The organism is Salinisphaera orenii subsp. orenii MK-B5 (assembly GCF_003788635.1).
Classification (GTDB): domain Bacteria; phylum Pseudomonadota; class Gammaproteobacteria; order Nevskiales; family Salinisphaeraceae; genus Salinisphaera; species Salinisphaera orenii.
In genome coordinates, this window is the sequence record NZ_AYKH01000040.1 from 1 (window position 1) to 17,012 (window position 17,012).

The 17,012-nt window shown below is 68.9% G+C and carries 14 protein-coding genes; 9 read left to right on the plus strand and 5 right to left on the minus strand.

What is annotated here, in order from left to right; all coding sequences use genetic code 11:
* On the minus strand, positions 1-1,876 hold a 1,876-nt coding region (locus SAOR_RS12995), incomplete at its 3' end, for an ATP-binding cassette domain-containing protein (RefSeq protein WP_123631815.1).
* 157 nt (positions 1,877-2,033) lie between these two features.
* On the opposite strand from SAOR_RS12995, the gene SAOR_RS13000 reads away from it, so the two are divergent.
* The 6 genes from SAOR_RS13000 to SAOR_RS13025 all read left to right on the plus strand — a co-directional run bounded on the left by SAOR_RS13000 (position 2,034) and on the right by SAOR_RS13025 (position 8,523).
* Positions 2,034-3,434, plus strand: a complete 1,401-nt coding sequence (locus tag SAOR_RS13000; protein WP_123631816.1) for a DNA recombination protein RmuC — start codon at positions 2,034-2,036, stop codon at positions 3,432-3,434.
* Positions 3,431-4,534, plus strand: a complete 1,104-nt coding sequence (gene moeB / locus SAOR_RS13005) for a molybdopterin-synthase adenylyltransferase MoeB (protein ID WP_123631817.1) — start codon at positions 3,431-3,433, stop codon at positions 4,532-4,534. The genes SAOR_RS13000 and moeB overlap by 4 nt, the downstream gene beginning before the upstream one ends.
* A gap of 126 nt (positions 4,535-4,660) precedes the next feature.
* Positions 4,661-6,367, plus strand: a complete 1,707-nt coding sequence (locus SAOR_RS13010; protein WP_123631818.1) for a carbon starvation CstA family protein — start codon at positions 4,661-4,663, stop codon at positions 6,365-6,367.
* Between the two features lie 44 nt (positions 6,368-6,411).
* Entirely contained in the window at positions 6,412-6,819 is a 408-nt protein-coding gene (locus tag SAOR_RS13015) for a hypothetical protein (protein WP_123631819.1), read from the plus strand.
* 47 nt (positions 6,820-6,866) lie between these two features.
* On the plus strand, positions 6,867-7,130 hold the full coding sequence (locus SAOR_RS13020; RefSeq protein ID WP_123591565.1) for a cory-CC-star protein: 264 nt from the start codon (positions 6,867-6,869) through the stop codon (positions 7,128-7,130).
* Positions 7,131-7,560: 430 nt separating this feature from the next.
* Positions 7,561-8,523, plus strand: coding sequence for an ArsA family ATPase (locus SAOR_RS13025; RefSeq protein ID WP_123631820.1), 963 nt, complete (start codon positions 7,561-7,563; stop codon positions 8,521-8,523).
* 10 nt (positions 8,524-8,533) lie between these two features.
* Here the strand turns inward: SAOR_RS13025 and SAOR_RS13030 are convergent, their stop codons facing one another.
* The 4 genes from SAOR_RS13030 to SAOR_RS13045 all read right to left on the minus strand — a co-directional run bounded on the left by SAOR_RS13030 (position 8,534) and on the right by SAOR_RS13045 (position 12,719).
* Positions 8,534-9,730, minus strand: a complete 1,197-nt coding sequence (locus SAOR_RS13030; RefSeq protein ID WP_123631821.1) for an NAD-dependent epimerase/dehydratase family protein — start codon at positions 9,728-9,730, stop codon at positions 8,534-8,536.
* Complete coding sequence (locus tag SAOR_RS13035; protein ID WP_123631822.1) at positions 9,727-10,773, minus strand: glycosyltransferase family 4 protein; 1,047 nt, start codon at positions 10,771-10,773, stop codon at positions 9,727-9,729. Before SAOR_RS13035 ends, SAOR_RS13030 begins: the two co-directional genes overlap by 4 nt.
* Positions 10,774-10,926: 153 nt before the next feature.
* Entirely contained in the window at positions 10,927-11,907 is a 981-nt protein-coding gene (locus tag SAOR_RS13040) for an NADPH:quinone oxidoreductase family protein (protein ID WP_123631823.1), read from the minus strand.
* 179 nt (positions 11,908-12,086) lie between these two features.
* Positions 12,087-12,719: a TetR/AcrR family transcriptional regulator gene (locus SAOR_RS13045; RefSeq protein WP_123591560.1), complete on the minus strand. Its 633-nt coding sequence runs from the start codon at positions 12,717-12,719 to the stop codon at positions 12,087-12,089.
* A gap of 535 nt (positions 12,720-13,254) precedes the next feature.
* Between SAOR_RS13045 and SAOR_RS13050 the strand changes: the two genes are divergently transcribed.
* The 3 genes from SAOR_RS13050 to SAOR_RS13060 all read left to right on the plus strand — a co-directional run bounded on the left by SAOR_RS13050 (position 13,255) and on the right by SAOR_RS13060 (position 17,003).
* Positions 13,255-14,871: an acyl-CoA carboxylase subunit beta gene (locus SAOR_RS13050; protein WP_123631824.1), complete on the plus strand. Its 1,617-nt coding sequence runs from the start codon at positions 13,255-13,257 to the stop codon at positions 14,869-14,871.
* A 152-nt stretch (positions 14,872-15,023) separates the two neighbouring features.
* Positions 15,024-16,175, plus strand: a complete 1,152-nt coding sequence (locus tag SAOR_RS13055; RefSeq protein ID WP_123631947.1) for an acyl-CoA dehydrogenase family protein — start codon at positions 15,024-15,026, stop codon at positions 16,173-16,175.
* Between the two features lie 9 nt (positions 16,176-16,184).
* On the plus strand, positions 16,185-17,003 hold the full coding sequence (locus SAOR_RS13060; protein ID WP_123631825.1) for an enoyl-CoA hydratase/isomerase family protein: 819 nt from the start codon (positions 16,185-16,187) through the stop codon (positions 17,001-17,003).
* Positions 17,004-17,012 lie beyond the last annotated feature (9 nt).

Genomic DNA, 17,012 nt, shown 5'->3' on the forward strand with positions numbered 1-17,012 from the left:
CCAGCGTCTCCCAGCGCGCCAGCGCCGTCTCCAGTTCCCGTTCGGCTGCGGCCACGCGCTCGCTGGCTGCCCGGATCTCGGTCTGGGGACGGTCGTAGAAGCCCGGCGCGTTGAACTCCGCCTCCAGCTCGGCGATCCGTGTCTCCAGCGTCTCGATCGTATCCGGCAGGGCGCGCAGTTCCTTGCGCTCGGCGCTGGACAGCGGGTTGGCGGTGGGTGCCGGCGCCGTCGCCGGTTTCGAGGCGCCGCGGCCGCCCGTCTTCTTTCGGGGCTCGGCGGCTCGTGTCGGCGTCGGCCGCTGCCGCAGCCAGTCGGAATAGCCGCCGACGTACTCGCGCACGTCGCCCTCGTCCTCGAAGACCAGCGTGCTGGTGACCACGTTGTCCAGAAACGCACGATCGTGGGAGACCAGCAGCAACGTGCCGTCGTAGTTCATCAGCCGCTCTTCCAGCAGTTCCAGCGTCTCAACGTCGAGGTCGTTGGTCGGCTCGTCCATGACCAGCAGATTGGCGGGCCGGGTGAACAGCTTGGCCAGCAGCAGCCGATTGCGCTCGCCGCCGGAGAGTACCTTGGTCGGCGACCGTGCGCGCTTGGGCGAGAACAGGAAATCGCCCAGATAACTCATCACGTGCCGATCCTGGCCGTTGATGGTGATCGAGGAGCGCCCCTGGGCCACGTTGTCGAGCACGCTGATGGAATCGTCGAGGGCCGCGCGGTGCTGGTCGAAGTGGGCGACCTCGATGTTGGTGCCGAGCTTGACCTCGCCGGCATCCGGCGCGAGGCGACCGAGCAGCAGGTTGATCAGCGTGGTCTTGCCGGCGCCGTTCGGGCCGACGAGGCCGACCTTGTCGCCGCGCTGGATGATCGTGGACAGATCGTTGACGATGGGTTTGTCCGCCCAGCCGTAGGACAGGTTCTCGGCCACGATCACGTGCTTGCCGGAGCGGGCCGCGTCCTGGGTCACGATGTTGGCGCTACCGCCGCGCTCGCGGCGCTCGGCGCGTTCGGCGCGCATGGCCTTGAGCTCGCGCACGCGGCCCTCGTTGCGGGTCCGCCGGGCCTTGATGCCCTGGCGGATCCATACCTCTTCCTGAGCCAGGCGCTTGTCGAAGGCGGCGTTGGCCTTCTCCTCGTCGGCCAGCATCTTTTCCTTGCCTTCGAGAAAACGGTCGTAGTCGCCGGGCCAGGAGGTGAGCTTGCCGCGATCGAGATCGACGATGCGGGTGGCCAGATTGCGCAGGAAGGCGCGGTCATGGGTTATGAACAGCAGCGCGCCGTTCCAGTTCAGCAGCATCTCCTCGAGCTGGTCGATGGCGCTGATATCGAGATGGTTGGTGGGCTCGTCCAACAGCAGCAGATCGGGCGCCTGAACCATGGCACGGGCGAGTAGCACGCGCCGTTTCTGGCCGCCCGACAGCGACTCGAACTGCCAGTCGGCGCCGAGCTTGAGCCGCGACAGCGTGCTCTCGACCTGCTGGGCCAGCGTCCAGCCGTCGGCGGCATCGACCGCGGCCTGGGCCTTCGAGAAGGCATCCATCACGTCCTCGCCGGCGGACAGCCGCGCGGTCAGGTCGTGAAAACGGGCCAGCGCTTCGCCGACATCGCCGAGCCCGGCCGCGACCACATCGAACACCGGGCCGTGGGTGCCGGCGGGCACTTCCTGCTCCAGCCGGGCCACGCGCAGATCGGCCCGGGATTCGCGCAGGACCTCGTCCGGTTCGATCTCGCCGGAGACGATGCGCATGAGCGTGGACTTGCCGGTGCCGTTGCGGCCGACGAGCGCGACCCGCTCGCCGCGGTCGATGGCCAGTTCGGCGTCGTCGAGCAGCGGCTGGGTCCCGTAGGCCAGCCGCAGGTTGCGCAGTTGCAGCATCATGGGCGCGAGAGCATCGCGATCTGGAAAAGAGAGCGCGTATTGTACGCGCTGCCCGGACGCCGGACTCCATCGTCGGCGCGGGTGCGGCCGCACGCGCCAGCGGGGCGGCGTTAGACTGAGTGCCATCGCATTCCGCTGCCGGCCGAACGCTCCATCGATGACCACGCAAGCCATTGTTCTGATTGTTTCCGCGCTGCTGCTGGGCGTCCTTGTCGGCGCGGCGCTGGCCGTGCTCTGGGCGCGTTCGGCCCAGGCCCGTCTGGAAAGCGCCCGCGACAGTGCCCGACAGACGGCCGAGAATGAGGCGGGCGCGCATGCGAAGACGCGCGAGGCGCTCGAGTCCGTGCGCCAGGCGTTGACCGAGGCGCGCAGCGAGAACGCCCGGCTGGAGACGCGGCTCGACAGCGAACGCCGTAACAGCGAGGACAAGCTCAAGACGCTGACCGAAGCGCGCGAAGCCCTCACCCACCAGTTCAAGACGCTGTCCCAGGAAATCCTGGAAGAGAAAAGCCGGGCCTTCACCGAACAGAACAAGGCCAGCCTCGAGCCGTTGCTCAACCCGCTGCGCGAGCATATCGGCCGCTTCGAAAAGCAGGTCCGCGAAGCCTACGATCAGGAAAACCGCCAGCGCAGCGCGCTCGCCGAGCAGGTGCGCCTGCTGGAGCAGTCCAACAAGGCGATCGCCGAGGACGCGACCAATCTGGCCAACGCCCTGCGCGGCGAATCCAAGACCCAGGGCAACTGGGGCGAGATGATTCTGGAGACGGTGCTGGAGCGCTCGGGCCTGGAGAAAGGCGTCCAGTACGAGACGCAGTTCTCGGTCACCACCGAGGACGGCAGCCGCCAGCTGCCGGATGCGGTCGTGCATCTGCCGGAGCAGCGCAGCATCGTCGTCGACGCCAAGGTGTCGCTGACGGCCTATCTGCGGGTCCAGGAGGCCGGGGACGAGGACGCCCGAAAAACCGCACTCGCCGACCACGTCGCCTCGGTGCGGCGTCATCTCAAGCAGTTGTCGGCCAAGAACTACCAGCATATCGACGCCATACAGACGCTCGACTACGTGTTCATGTTCATTCCCTCCGAGGCGGCCTATGTCGAGGCGCTGCGCGGCGATTTCGACCTGCAGCGCGAAGCGCTCGACGCCAATATCGCGCTGGTCTCGCCGACCACGCTCATGCCCATGCTGCGCGCCATCGCCAATCTCTGGCGGCTGCAGCAGCAGGAGGAGAACGCCGCCGAGATCGCCGAGAAGGCCGGCGCGCTGCACGACAAGTTCGTGGGTTTTCTCGACGATCTCGACAAGCTCGGCCGGGCCATGGATACGGCCAACAAGGCCTACGAGGGCGCGCGCAACAAGCTCGTCGAGGGCCGCGGCAACATCGTGCGCCGCAGCGAGGAGTTGAAGAAGATGGGTGCGAACACCAGCAAGTCGATCGGACAGTCCTGGCAGCGTAACGCCGCGCTGGCTGCTGCCCGCGGGGACGCCGACGACGGCATCTCCGACGACGAGGACGACGACAGTCTCACCGACCACGACGAGGCCCGCGACGCGCCATGAGCCTGACAGACCAACTCGCCGAACTGCGCGAACGCATCCCGCCGGTGAACGCCGAGCGCGCCGCCGAACTGGCGCGCTCCGGCGCGCTGCTGGTCGATATCCGCGAGGCCGATGAGATCGCCCAGGGCACGCCCGTGGGCGCGAAGCCGCTCGGCCGCGGCTTTCTGGAGATGCGTCTGGAGCAGGAGGTCAGCGGACCCGATCAAACGGTGCTGCTGTTGTGCGCGTCGGGCTCGCGTTCGCTGCTCGCCGCCGACCAGCTCGCGCGTCTGGGCTATAGCGACGTGCGTTCGGTCGAGGGCGGTTTCGATGCCTGGAAGGACGCCGGCCTGGCGTTCGAGACGCCCACCATGCTCGACAACGCCGATCGCGCCCGCTATGCCCGCCAGCTCACCCTGCCCGAGGTCGGCGAGGCGGGCCAGACGAAACTGCGCGACGCGCGCGTGCTGGTCATCGGTGCCGGCGGGCTCGGCTCACCGGCGGCCTATTATCTGGCCGCGGCCGGCGTGGGGCATATCGGCATCGTCGATCACGACGTGGTCGATCGCTCCAACCTGCATCGCCAGATCCTGCATCGCGATGCCAGCGTCGGTCAGCCCAAGGTGCGCTCGGCGATGGCCGCGCTCACGGCCCTCAACCCGAGTATCGCCATCGAGCCGATCGAGGCGCGGGTGAGCGCGGACAATGCGGCCGGGCTGGTCGACGACCACGATCTGGTGGTCGACGGCTCGGACAACTTCAGCGCCCGCTATGCGGTCAACGATGCCTGCGTGGCGGCGCGGATCCCGCTGGTCTATGGCGCGGTCGAGCGCTTCGCCGGTCAGGTCGGCGTGTTCCCGGCCGGCGGCCGGCCCTGTTACCGCTGTCTGTTCGCCAGCGCGCCGCCGGCGGGCAGCGCGCCGACCTGTGCCGAGGCCGGCGTGCTCGGGGTCGTGCCCGGCATCGTCGGCACGCTGCAGGCGCTGGAGGCGATCAAGCTGATCGTGGGCATGGCCGACACGCTCGCCGCGCGCGTGCTCACGCTGGATGCGGCCACGCACCGCTGGCGCAGCCTGCAGATTCCGGCCGATCCGGCCTGCCCGGCCTGCGGCACGCCGTAGACGCGCCGCACAGCGCCGGCAGCGCAGACGCCTGATACGTTTGTAGACTGGCGCCCGGCGTATCCGCGTTGCTATCGTTCGCCACGCACAGCGTCCGCCTGAGGCGCGAAACCGCGGGGAGATCCAATGCCGGCCTTTTTTCTGATCGTCATGGCGCTGGTCGCCTTCTATCTGGGCTATCGTTTCTATTCGCGGTATCTGGCCGAGAAGGTCTACGCGCTCGATCCCAATTTCCGCACCCCGGCGCATGAAATGCGCGACGGTGTCGACTTCGTGCCGACGCACAAGCACGTGCTGCTCGGGCACCACTTCACCTCGGTGGCGGGCGCCGCCCCGATCGTCGGCCCGGCGATCGCGGTCTACTGGGGTTGGCTGCCGGCGCTGACCTGGGTGATCCTGGGCACCATCTTCGCGGCCGGCGTGCACGATCTCGGCTCGATCGTCGTATCCGCGCGCAATCGCGGCCAGAATATCGGCACGCTCTCCGGCAAGGTCATCAGCGCGCGCGCCAGTACCCTGTTTCTACTGATTATTTTCTTTCTGCTAACGCTCGTGAACGCCGTGTTCGGCGTGGTGATGGCGATCCTGTTCGAGTCCAACCCGGGCGCGGTGATCCCTGCGCTGATCGTGATTCCGATCGCGGTCTTCATCGGGCAGTGGGCCTATCGGCTGGGGCGTTCCATCATCATCCCGTCGATCGTCGGCCTGCTGCTGCTCTATATCGCGATCCCGATCGGCCAGGCGTATCCGATCGAGGTCGACGGGTTGGCTTCGGCGATCGGCCTCGAGGTGCGCACCACCTGGATCCTGTTGATCTTCGCCTACACCTGGATCGCTTCGCGCCTGCCGGTGTGGATCCTGTTGCAGCCGCGCGACTACATCAACGGCCAGCAGTTGATCGTGGCGCTGTTCGTGATCTTCCTCGGCGTGCTCGTCGGCTGGGATACGGTTAGCGCGCCCGCGGTCAACGAGGTCTCGGCGGATTCGCCGCACTGGTTCCCGTATCTGTTCATCACCGTCGCCTGTGGCGCGATCTCGGGCTTTCACAGCCTGGTCGCGTCGGGCACGACGTCCAAGCAGCTCGACAAGGAGCCCGAAGCCCGCTTCGTCGGCTACGGCGGCGCCCTCGGCGAGGGCGCGCTGGCGCTGGCCGCGATCCTGGCCTGCACCGCGGGTCTGGGCGCAGCCGGCGAATGGAATACCGCCTACGCCGACTTCGGCGCCGCGTCGGGCGGGGCGCTCGGCCATTTCGTGACCGGTACCGGCCACTTCCTTAGCAACCTCGGCATTCCGGCTACGCTCGGCGCGACCTTCGCCGCGGTGGTGGTCATCACCTTCGCCGGGACGACGATGGACACCGGCATCCGGCTGCAGCGCTACATTCTCGCCGAGATCAGCGAACTGGCCGGCTTCAAGGCGCTGTCGGGGCGTGTGAATCTGCTTACTACGCTGGCCGTGCTGATCCCGCTGGGTCTGGCGCTGGTGCCCGGCGGCGACGACGCCGGCGGCAAGGGCTTCGCCTTCGGTCGCCTGTGGACGCTGTTCGGTACCACGAACCAGCTCACCGCCGGCCTGGCGCTGTCGGTGATTGCGGTCTGGGTGCTGGCACGCAACCGCAATCCGCTCGCGGCGATCGTGCCGCTGGTGTTCCTGCTGTTCATGACCACCTGGGCGCTGCTGCTCAATCTGGTCGACTTCTTCCAGAAGGGTGACTGGCTGCTGCTGGCCATGGACGCGGCGATCTTCGTCCTCGCGGCCTGGCTGATCGTGGAAGCGGTGACCGCGCTCAACCGCCAGCGCGGCGCGCGCGACCCGGCGGCCGCGGATCGATGATCACGGCGTGCCGAACCGATCGCCCCGAGGCGAGCGCCGGCGCGGTGACGACGCACCAGGTGATCCTGGTGCGCGAGCAGGATGCGCAGCACAGTGGCTCCGGCTGTTGCGGCCGTCTGGGTGCGCGCGATTCGGCGCTCGGCGGGGCGGCGGACTTCAGCCACAGCCGGGCGCGCATGGAACGGATCGGGGCCGTCTATCGCGACCTGGCCGCGGCCGCGCCCGAGCTCGATCTGATCGTGGCCGACCCGCGTAACCTGCTCTGGCTGTATCCGACCGTCTGGCGGGCCGCGCGTCGCCGCGGCCTCGGTTGGGCAGCGACGATTCGCTCCATGGCCCGGGCCGGCGCGCCGATGGCGGTGGTCTGCGACGGTGACACGCTGTATTCGGGGCGTCTGCCCGCGACCGACACCGTGGTCGCGCGGGTGCTCGAGCGCATCGCGCAGGATTGAACGCGCGGCAACACGGTGACCGCATTCATCACGACAGGCATGTCGACATGGCCGACGAGAAAAGCCTGTGGCGTCGGTTCTCCGACTACCACGACGAACTGTTCATGGCGCCCTGGCGCGCCGGCATCGCCCGCGAGGCGCGCTCCGAAGAAGACGTGCTCGTCGCCCTGCTGTTTCTGGAGGCGCTGGGGATTCCCGGCCCGGCCGACTACTACGCGCTCGAACTCTATCCGGATCTGATCGAGTCGTTCCACCGCTGGCACCAGCGCATGGGCATGGACACCTTTCCCGAAGCCGGCGTGTGCTGCTAGCGCCCGTTGGTTGTTCGTCCGTGCGCCGCGTTGGAGACCGCCAAGCGTGTCCGGCAGGGCGCGAGCCGCCGGGGCCGGGTCTGCCACAACCGGGGTTTGCCACGCCGCCGGGTGCCCCTGGTTATGGCGGGGCGTCCGATTCTTCAGCCCCAGCGCCGATGACATGGACAAGATGTGGCCATCCAGCGTTGCAGCGCGCCTGTACAGCGTGACGGCGCGAGCCCGCGCGACGCCTCCTCTGGCCGCAGCACGACGCTTGGCGCGCAGGCCTGCGACCCGTCAACCGGCCATAGCGCCCGGTCGCGCCCACGATCGCGATACGCGGCGATCGGAACCTCGGCTGCGCTTCGCCTGGCCCGCGAGCGTCAAAAGCTCGCGCGACGCGTATGGCCGACACGCGCGCCGCGCATGAACCCGCTGGAGACGCCCGATGGCGAATGAGCACCACCACGACGGCCCGACCCGCTTCTACCTGTTCGGCGGCAAGGGCGGGGTCGGCAAGACCACGCTGGCCGCGGCCCACGCGCTGCGCCTGGCCGGCGAGGGCCATCGCACCCTGCTGGTCTCGACCGACCCGGCGCATTCGGTCTCCGACCTGCTCGAGACGCGGCTGGGCGATCAGCCGACCGCGGCCGGCGAGCGCCTCTGGGCGATGGAGATCGATCCGGAGGCCGATGCACGCGCCTATGTCGAAGGCATCCGCGAGGACGCCGAGGCGGCCGTGTCCAAGGCGGTGCTGCCGGCGCTCGACCGGCATCTCAAGCTCGCGGTGCAGGCGCCGGGCACGGCCGAGTCGGCGCTGTTCGATCGCTTCACCCGCATCATGACCTGGTGCCCCGGCGATTACGACCGCATCGTCTTCGATACCGCGCCCAGCGGCCATACGCTGCGCCTGCTCACGCTGCCGTCGATGCTGGGCGCCTGGGTCGAGGGCCTGCAGGCCCAGCGCGCGAAGGTGAACAAGCTTCAGGGCATGTGGCGCACGATGGCCGGCGTGAGCGAACCCGAGCGCGAGGATCGCGTACTCGTACGGCTTCGCCAGCGCGCGGAGCGCTTCGCCGAGGCGCGCCGGCGCCTGCACGCCGAGGCCGTGTTTCATCCGGTGCTGCTGGCCGAGCGCCTGCCGATCGAGGAGACCGCGCGCGTGATCGAGCAGCTGCGCGATACCCAGATTCCCATCGGCGCGCTCTACGTGAACCGACTCTGGCCGGAGGACCCGGCCAGCGCCTTCGTCACCGAGCGCGTCGCCCAGCAGAACGAATATCTGGCCGAGATCCGCGATCGCTTCGCGGCCTTCGAACGCGTCGAGGTCGCCCAGAGCGCGCGCGATATCGTCGGCCGCCACCAGCTCGTGGATCTGGCCGCACGCCTGGGCGACGCCGCGCCCGATTGAGGCGACGCAATCAGACCGCTAGTGCCCGGTCGCCGTCCGGCGTCTGCGGGCGCACCCACTGCGAGGTCGACAGGATGCGCGTTTCGTCGCAGCGATCGGCATAGCGCTGGGCCACGTCGATGATCTCGCCGAGCAGCTGTCCGCGCAGGGTGGTCGGTTCCAGGCCGAGATCGAGCAGGCAGCGGTTGTCCACGCACAGATCGTTCTCGGCGGCCTCACGGCGCGGGTTGTCCATATGGCGGATGCGCGCGCCGGTCAGGCCCGCGACCAGCTTCGCGAGTTCGCCCACGCGCCAGGTCTCGGTCATCTGGTTGTAGATGCGTACGCGTTCGCCGGCGTTTGGCGCGTTGCCGATCGCCATTTCGATACAGCGCACCGTGTCCTGGATATGGATGAAGGCCCGGGTCTGGCCGCCGCTGCCGTGCACGGTCAGATCGTGGCCGACCGCGGCCTGCATGAGAAAACGATTGAGTACGGTGCCGTAGTCGCCGTCGTAGTCGAAACGGTTGATCAGACGCTCGTCGAGGCGCGTCTCGCGCGTCTGCGTGCCCCAGACCACGCCCTGGTGCAGGTCGGTGATCCGCAGGCCGTCGTTCTTGTTGTAGAAATAGAACAGCAGTTGATCCTGCGTCTTGGTCATGTGGTAGATGCTGCCGGGGTCCGGCGGGAACAGGATCTCGCGCTGGGTGCGCGCGCCCGCGCTGTCGTCGACCTCGACGGTGAGATAGCCCTCGGGAATGCGCAGGCCGCCGCCGTAGCCGTACACGCCCATCGTGCCCAGATGCACCAGATGCGCGTCGACGCCGGTCTCGACCAGGGCGCAGAGCACGTTCTGGGTGGCGGCGAGATTGTTTTCGAGCGTATAGCGCTTGGCCCGTGCGTGCTTCATGGAATAGGGCGCCGAGCGCTGTTCGGCGAAGTGCACGATGGCGTCGGGGGCGAGCCGGTCGATGGTCGCCTCCAGACGGTCGTATTCGCGGGCCACGTCCATGTGCAGGGCGGCGATGGTGCGCCCGGTCGTGCGCTTCCAGATATCCAGACGCACGTCGATGGGCGCGATCGGCGTGAGCGAGGTCACGCCCAGTTCGTTGTCGATATGCCGGCGCGAGAGATTGTCGATGATCGTCACATCGTGGCCGCGACCGGATAGGTGCAGTGCGGTCGGCCAGCCGCAGAAACCGTCGCCGCCGAGTATCAGGATCTTCATCGCGAGATCTCCAGTGCCAGGGTGTTCGAGCCGTGGGAGCGCGGGCGCGCGAGTGCGAGCTGTGCGGCGAACTCGGCCGCCGAGGCCGCCCAGCCGTTGGCGCGCGCGTAGGCGATGCCGGCCTGCCCGTCGAGTTCGACCGCGGCGAGCGCGGCGGCGCGCAGATCCTCGTCGAGCACGCCGGTGACGTGCGGCTGCACGACCTGCATCGGCCCGGTGACCGGATAGGCCGCCACCGGCACGCCGCAGGCCATGGCTTCCATGAGCACCAGGCCCAGGGTGTCGGTACGGCTGGGAAAGACCATGCAGTCGGCCGCGCAGATATGGCGCACGAGATCCTCGCCCAGGTGCATGCCCGCGAAGTGCACGTCGGGATGACGGCGTTCCAGGGCCGCCCGCGCCGGGCCGTCGCCGACCACCAGCTTGCTGCCCGGCAGCTCGAGATCCAGAAACGCCTCGACGTTCTTTTCGGGCGCGACACGGCCGAAGTACATGAACACCGGCCGCGGCAGATCGAGCGCGGCCGGTTCGACCGGGCGGAACAGCCGGGTATCGACCCCGCGCCGCCAGAGTGCGAGCCGCGCAAAGCCCTGGTCCGACAGGAAATCGACCATCGGCGGCGTGCTGACCAGCGTCCGCACGCCGCGCCGATGAAACCGGTTGAGCACGCGATAGCCCAGGCCCACGGGGATCAGCGGCCAGCGGGCGTTGATGTATTCGGGGAAGCGGGTATGAAACGACGTCGTGAATCGCCAGCGCCGCAGCCGGCAGTACAGCCAGCCGGCCAGGCCGACGCTGCCTTCGGTGGCGATATGCACCGCATCGGGCGCGAAGCGCTGCAGGCGCCGGGCCACGCCCGGCAGCGGCGCGGCGGCCAGGCGAATCTCGCGATAGGTCGGGCAGGGCACGGTCACGAACAGACCGGGATGGATCACCAGGACTTCGTGGCCGGCCCGCTCGAGCTCGGCCACCAGGGCGGTCAGTGCGGTCACCACGCCGTTGACCTGCGGCCGCCAGGCGTCGGTGAGCAGTGCGATGCGCATGCGCCTTCCCCGTTTCGTTGCCGGCCCGAGAGGTTCGGGCCGGTGTCACGCTGGGCGCAGTGTGGCGTGCGCGGATAACGCCGCGATGACGGCCGGATTGCGGTTTGTTGACAGCTCGGGGCGCCGGCCGCGACAGCGGCCGGCGCGATCGCCTCAGTCCTGCGGCTTGATGACCACCTTGCCGGAGGCGCGACGCGAGGCCAGAAGCGTGATGGCTTCGCCGCCGCGCGCCAGGGGATACGTCGCCGAGACGTGGGGCCGCAGCCGGCCCTCGCCGAGCCAGGTGAACAGCTGTGTCAGCTGTTTCCGGTTCGCCTCGGGTTCGCGCTTGACGAAGCTGCCCCAGAACACGCCCACGATCGAGCAGCCCTTGAGCAGGGCGAGGTTGAGTGGCGGTTTCGGGATCTCGCCGCTGGCGAAGCCGATGACCAGCAGCCGCCCGCGCCAGGCGGTGCCGCGCAGCGCGGCTTCGGTGGCCGGGCCGCCGACCGGATCGTAGACGACATCCACGCCGCGGCCGCCGGTGCGGTCCTTGATCGCGGTCTTGAGATCCTCCTCGCCGTAATTGATCGTCTCGTCCGCGCCGTGCTCGCGGCAGACCGCGAGCTTGTCCTCGCTCGAGGCCGCGGCGATCACGTGCGCGCCCAGGGCCTTGCCGATCTCGATCGCCGCCAGGCCCACGCCGCCGGAGGCGCCGAGCACCAGCAGACTTTCGCCGGACTGCAGCGCCGCGCGGTCGGCGAGCGCGTGATAGGTCGTGCCGTAGGTCATCACGAACGCCGAAGCGGTGACATGATCGACGCCCGCCGGCATGGGGATGACGCGATCGGCCGGGGCGGCCACCTGTTCGGCGAAGGCGCCGTAGGTGGTGAAGGCGATGACGTCGTCGCCGACGGCGACGTGATTCACGTTGTCGCCCACCGCCGAGACCACGCCGGCGAGCTCGCCGCCCGGCGAGAAGGGCAGCTCGGGCTTGGTCTGATACTTGTTCTCGATGATGAGGCTGTCGGGGAAGTTGACCGCGGCCGCCTGGACGTCGATACGGACATCGTCGGGGCCGATCTCGGGCGCGGCGATGTCCTCCACGACCAGCGTCTCCGGCGGACCGAACTGCTTGCAGAGCAGTGCTCTCATTCTCGTCTCCTCGATTGGGGCGCGCGGTCCGCGCCTCGATTTCCGGTTATAACGAACGTTCGTTCAGCATATTCTGCCTGATCGTGGCCATGACGTGACCGCGGCGACGCGCAGAACCGACGGAGCCCGGCCGGTGCCACGGTCGCGACGGCCTATGGCCGGCGGGGCGTAGCCGGCCCTCAGCCCGGCCTGTGGCGGGCCAGCACGGCGGCGACCGCGGCCTCGCAGGTGCGCTCCACCTTGGCCGCCGAGGGGCGGCGCTGGTCGTTGAGCATCCGCGGCCAGAAGACCACGCTCGATATCATGCCCAGAAACTGCTCCGCAGCCAGGCCCGGATCGGCCACGACCAGCGTGCCCAGCGCGTGCTCGCGCTCGAAGTAGCGCTTGACCGCGGCCAGAAACGGGCCGTGACCGCGCTGCTCCAGCGCGTGGCCGAGCTGGGGCAGGCGCACGGCTTCCGCGATGAGCACCCGAACCAGCGGCTGGAAATGCGGCGTGAGGATCAGTCGCGCATAGCGTTCGGCGATCTGCGGCAGCACCGCGGCCGGCTGGCCGGTGGGCAGCGTGTCCAGCGATTCGGCGGCGCCATCGAGAAAGGTGCGTTCGATGATCTGGGCGAAGAGCTCGTCCTTGCTCGGGAAATGCCGGTAGACGGTGGCCGTCGATACCGCCGCGGCGGCGGCGATGCGGTTGAGGCTGGTGCCGGCGAAACCGCGTTCGAGAAAACAGTCGAGCGCGGCGTCGAGGATCGCCGCGCGCTTGGCCCGGAAGATCCGGCGCTGGTAGGCCGCTGCAGGACTCGCGCTCGTCATGACCGTCCGGGTGAAATCGATGATGCGAGTCTAGCGGCTGCGCCGCTCGGTCTAAAGTGAGCCACTCGACTTGACGGCGTGGCGAGCGAGTAGCACGCTTTCGGCCACTACATGCGAAGACTGTCGCGGCGCGTCGGGCCGACCGGCTCGCAGCCGCAGACAGCGGCCTTTCGAGAGGAGAGGATCGTGTCATCGATCCGGCACCACGGCGCGCCGAGCGCCGGTCATTCCAGCCACGCGGGTGCGCCTGTGGCCCGCCGTCTTCAGCCGTATCGCGCGCGTGCCGGCGGGTGTCGGGGCGCAGGACGGCCGCGTGCCGCGGCGGTTCGCGTCGCGAGTGTCCAGCGTCGGACGGATACGGTTCGGGCTCGATCTGAGGCTTTCCCGGCGTCGCGCCTGCTGGCGCCGAGGTCGAACGGCGTGAAGCCCGCCCCGGGCCGCGTCGGCGACCTGTTTCTGCAGGCCGGGTACGGCGGCTTCGCGCTCGGGCCGACGACGCGGAGGCCGCTTCAAGACGACGGCGGAGCGTTCTGACGTGACGGTCCTGTCCTCCACGGTGGACGTCGAGTCCGAAGACCATCGCCGCAATCGCGAGGGCATGCTCGCCGCGGTCGAGGCGCTGCGCGACGTGGAAGCGCGCGTTCGGGCCACCGAGCAGAGCAAGGCCGCGCGCTATCGCGAGCGTGAACAGCTGCTGCCGCGCGATCGGGTCAACCTGCTGCTCGATCGCGGCTCGCCGTTTCTGGAGCTGTCGACGCTGTGCGGCTACGGCTGCCACGACGATACCGACGGATCGCTGGCCGGCGGCAACAGCATCTGCGGGATCGGCTACGTGGCCGGCGTGCGCTGCATGATCAATGCCTCCAACAGCGCGATCAAGGGCGGCACGATGACGCCCTGGGGCGTGCAGAAGACCCTGCGCATTCAACAGATCGCGCTCGAGCAGAAGCTGCCGATCGTCTCGCTCATCGAGTCCGGCGGCGCCAACCTGCTCTATCAGGACGAGATGTTCATCGAGGCCGGACGGACCTTCGCCAACCAGGCGCGTCTGTCGGCGGCCGGCATTCCGCAGATCACGGTCGTGCACGGCTCGTCCACGGCCGGGGGCGCCTATATGCCCGGCCTGTCGGACTACGTGATCATGGTGCGCGGCCAGGCCAGGGTCTTTCTCGCCGGCCCGCCGCTGCTCAAGGCCGCCACCGGCGAGATCGCCGAGGACGAGGCGCTGGGCGGCGCCGACATGCACGCCGGCACCGCCGGCACCTGCGAATACCTGGCCGAGGACGACGCCGACGGCGTGCGCCAGGCGCGCGAGGTCATGGGCCGCCTGGACTGGCCCGTCCGCGCGCCGCGTCCCGAATCGGCCCCATTCGCGCCGCCGCGCTACGACATCGACGAGCTCTGCGGCATCGTCGCCGCCGATCACAAGACACCCTACGATTGCCGCGAGGTGATCGCGCGCCTGGTCGACGATTCGGATTTCGACGAGTTCAAGGCCGACTTCGACGCACAGCTCGTCTGCGGCCACGCCGCCGTGGAAGGGCGCAGCGTGGGCGTGATCGGCAACAACGGCCCGATCACCACTAAAGGCGCGAACAAGGCCGCCCAGTTCATCCAGCTGTGCTGCCAGTCCGAGATTCCGCTGGTGTTCCTGCAGAACATCACCGGTTACATGGTCGGCAAGGACGCCGAGCAGGCCGGCATGGTCAAGCACGGCTCGAAGATGATCCAGGCGGTCGCCAACGCCCACGTGCCCAAGATCACGTTCGTGATCGGCGGCTCCTTCGGCGCCGGCAACTACGGCATGTGCGGGCGCGGTTTTTCGCCGGATTTCATCTTCGCCTGGCCGAACTCGCGCACCGCGGTGATGGGCGGCGAACAGGCCGCGGGTGTGATGCAGATCGTCACCGAAGGCAAGTACGCGGCGCGCGGCGAAGCCGTGCCCGAAGGCATGCTCGACGAGATGCACGCCCGTATCACCGGCGCCTTCGACAAGCAGGGCCATGCCTTCTACGGCAGCGCGCGCCTGTTCGACGACGGCCTGATCGACCCGCGCGACACCCGCCGCGTGCTGGCGCTCACGCTCTCGGTCTGTCGCGAGGCGCGCCAGCGCACGCTGCGGCCCACCGACTTCGGCGTCGCGCGTTTCTAGGAGCCTGAGATGACACAAGCGAACGAGGTCCCGCGCGCAGAAGGCCCGAGTGTCGCCGACGCACCGGCAACACATTGCCTGCGCGGATATTCGGGCAGGCCGTGTGCGGCGCGTGCTCGCAACGGCGCGCGCCGCCGTCGCGCCGGGGGCGCCTGATGTTCACCCACGAGCACGACGAGATCCGGCGCACCACCGAGCGCTTCATCGAAGAACAGGTCAACCCACAGGTGCGCTCCTGGGAAAACGCCGGCATCTTCCCGGCCCATGAGCTGTTCAAGGGTCTCGGCGATCTCGGCCTGCTCGGCATCACCAAGCCAGAGGAATACGGCGGCCTCGGGCTCGATTACTCCTACCAGCTCGCCTTCGCCGAGAGCCTCGGGCGCATGACCTGCGGCGGCATTCCCATGGCCGTGGGCGTGCAGACCGACATGGCCACGCCCGCGCTGGCGCGCTACGGCAGCGACGAGCTCAAGCGCGACTTCCTCGCGCCGGCCATCGCCGGCGATCAGGTCGCCTGTATCGGCGTGTCGGAACCGGGTGCGGGCTCCGACGTCGCCGGCATCACGACCACGGCCCGGCGCGAGGGCGACGACTACGTCATCAACGGCCAGAAGATGTGGATCACCAACGGCACCCAGGGCGACTGGATCTGCCTGCTGTGCGTGACCGGCGGTGAGTCGAAGCACAGCGACAAGTCGCTGATCGTGGTGCCGCTGGACGCGCCCGGCGTCAATCGCGAAACGCGGCTCGACAAGCTCGGCCAGCGCAGCTCCGATACGGCGATCATCTTCTTCGACGACGTGCGTGTGCCGGCGCGCTACCTCATCGGCGAGGCCGGCCAGGGCTTCGTCTATCAGATGCAGCAGTTCCAGGAGGAGCGGCTGTTCCTCGCCGCCAGCATTCTCGAGGCCATGCAGCGGGTGTTCGACGATACCGTCACCTACACCCGAGAGCGCCGGGCCTTCGGCCAGAGCGTGATCGACAACCAGTACGTGCAGTTCACGCTGGCCGAACTGGCCACCGAACTGGAGGCGGCGCGTGCGCTCACCTACCAGGCCACCGCGGATCTCGTCGCCGGGCGCGACGTCACCCGCAACGCCTCGATGGCCAAGCTCAAGACCAGCCGGCTCGCGCGCCAGCTCACCGATACCTGCCTGCAGTTCTGGGGCGGGCAGGGCTATATGGCCGAATCCACCACCGCCCAGTTCTATCGCGATCTGCGCCTGCATTCGATCGGCGGCGGCGCCGACGAGATCATGCTGCAGATCATCGCCAAGCGCCTCGATCTGCATTCGACCGCATAGGAAACCGACATGGCACTACCCGAGACCACTGCGCTCGCCCTCGACCGGCAGGACGGCGTGCTGCATGCCACCCTCGATCGCCCCGACGCCGGCAACGCGCTCGACGCCGGGCTCATCGACGATCTGGTGAACACCTTCAACGCGGTCCGTGACGACCGCAGCGTGCGCGTCGTCGTGCTGCGCGGGGCCGGCGACCATTTCTGTGTCGGCGCCGATCTGAACGCGCTCGCGGACTTCGACGGTGACGACGCGAGCGCTCGCGACGAAGCCACCGCGCACAGCCGGCGCTTCGGGGAGCTGCTCGAAACCGTCGACGCCGCCCCGCAGGCCGTGATCGCACTGGCCGACGGCGCGGCCCTGGGCGGCGGTTTCGGGCTGCTGTGCGTGGCCGACATCACCATCGTCACCACCGATACGCGCATGGGTATGCCCGAGGCGCGGCTCGGTGTGCCGGCCGCCCAGATCCTGCCGTTCGTGGTCGCGCGCATCGGCGCCGCCGAGACCCGACGGCTCGGCATCTGCGGTCATCAACTCAAGGGCGGCGAAGCCGCGCGACTGGGCATCGCCCACGATGTGGTCGACGACGCCGAGGCCGGCGAGGAGCGGATCACCGCCGTGCTCGAGGATGTGCTGGCCTGCGCGCCCGGGGCGATCGCGGAGACCAAGCGCATCGTCCGCGCGGCGCGGACCGCCGAGCCCGCCGCGCTGCTCGACGCCGGCGCCGAGACGTTCACCGACTGTCTGACCGGCGACGAGGGGCGCGACGGGGTACGCGCGTTTTTCGACAAGCGGGCGCCGTACTGGGCGCAGGGTGATGGCGATGCCTGAAGCGACCGG